Source organism: Peribacillus saganii (assembly GCF_003429095.1).
Lineage (GTDB): Bacteria > Bacillota > Bacilli > Bacillales > DSM-1321 > Peribacillus > Peribacillus saganii.
On record NZ_QVTE01000061.1, the window covers coordinates 1 to 1,892 of the forward strand.

Annotated in this window: 1 protein-coding gene; it reads right to left on the bottom strand. The window is 46.4% G+C overall.

Going from position 1 to position 1,892, the window contains the following annotated elements:
* Positions 1 to 75 precede the first annotated feature (75 nt).
* On the bottom strand, positions 76 to 1,335 hold the full coding sequence (ltrA, locus tag D0469_RS19175; RefSeq protein ID WP_117328342.1) for a group II intron reverse transcriptase/maturase: 1,260 nt from the start codon (positions 1,333 to 1,335) through the stop codon (positions 76 to 78).
* Positions 1,336 to 1,892: the final 557 nt, after the last annotated feature.

Here is a 1,892-nt window from a genome sequence, read left to right on the forward strand (position 1 = left end):
AATCAAGTAGGAGGGGGTGACTAACCCCCGTCCTCTCACACCACCGTACATACCGATCGGTATACGGCGGTTCCATTAAGATTGACGCAGAGTTTCATAACGAGAATATAGACTTTTCAGCCCTCGATGACTCCAATAGGAGTTATCGAGGGTTTTGTGTAGGATTGGACTACATGCAATTCTCCAGTATTTCTTCCGGGAATTTCCCCATTCGTATGCTTTGGATTCCGGAGTTCCTAACCCAATAAGTTTTCTGACACGAGTCTTTGGTTTCTTCCACTGTTTCCATTCGCACATCCTGAGTCTTCGTCTAATCCATTCATCAAATTCTTTGAATTTGCTTGGTGTATCTGCGAGGGCGAAGTAACCGCACCATCCGGTTACATATTGATTAAGCATCGCAATCCTTTGTTCCATTGGATATGGTTTTGACCGCGAGGTGATTTCCTTCACCTTCTTTTTAAGACGAGAGATGCTTTCTTTGGCGATACGCACCTTCGGTTCTTTATGGAGTGTGAAACTGAAGCCAAGGAACTTCCTTTTCCAAGGCCGGTCTACTGCTGACTTATCTTTGTTTACTTTCAGTTTCAAGTCTTTCTCTATAAAGAGTGTTACGGATGACATCACACGGTGCCCGGCCTTTAGTGACCTAACATAGATATTACAGTCATCCGCATAACGGACGAATTTGTGCCCTCTCTTCTCAAGCTCCTTGTCAAGTTTATCAAGAACGATGTTTGACAAAAGAGGACTGAGAGGTCCCCCTTGCGGGGTGCCTTCTTCCGTAATTTGCACTACTCCGTTTAACATGACTCCAGACTGAAGGTATTTCCTAATTAGTTTCAGTAAGATCCGGTCTTGAATTTTATTTGCGAGGATGCCCATCAGCTTATCGTGATTCACCTTGTCAAAGAATTTCTCCAAGTCCATGTCCACTACCCAGCGGTAACCGTCCTTTATGAATCCTTTTGCTTTCCGTACGGCATCATGAGCCCGCCTGTTGGGACGGAACCCATAACTGTTTGTTGAAAAGGTCGGATCAAAAATATGATTCAACACTTGAGCAATGGCTTGTTGAATGAAACGGTCTGTTACGGTAGGTATGCCTAATAACCTCACTCCGCCGCTTGGTTTCGGGATTTCGACACGGCGAACGGGTGAGGGTTGATAAGTGCCATTTCTTATAGCGTTCACAAGTGAATCCCAGTTCTCATAGAGATGTCTTCGCAGGTCTTTTACGGACATTCCGTCTATGCCGTGACTTCCTTTGTTTCGCTCAACCCGTTTAAGGGCTGTTAAAAGATTTTCCCGCGACAGTATTTGTTCCATTAACATTTTGTTAATCCTTTCTGCGTGAATGAAGGTTCTATTTATTCCAGTTCCTGCTCCACCCTCCTGGAATCCCCCACGGGATTCACCGTTTCCTCTTCCAGGCAAGTCCTTTTGGATTGTCTGTGTTCAGCACAGGACCTGTATTAGTAGGTTTCATTCTCTCTCAATAGTTCAGCCCTTCCCATGCCTTCTCGAGTTGGCAAGGTACTATGACCTCTGCTGACTTCTGATTGTTCAGCGGTCCATCTCTGGACAGGTTACCAAGGGGACTTGGCGTGCCAATCAGATCTCCCCGGGTAAGGATGCAGTCTTTCCCTCCACCTATCTGCTTCATTTACTCTGCATCACCTTCGGCAGTACGGACTTTGTCTTGTATTGCAGACTCATCCAATGATGCCTAGCCTTATATGAAGTTCGTGTTCCTCAGACCGGAGGTTTGCCGCCCGCTTCCTTCAGATTCCACGTCACCATGGACACCCTTGCGTTAAGCTAACCATTACTACTGCCTTCATGGCTCGGGACTCACACCCTATAGACTGCACCCATGCCGGGCGCACAAT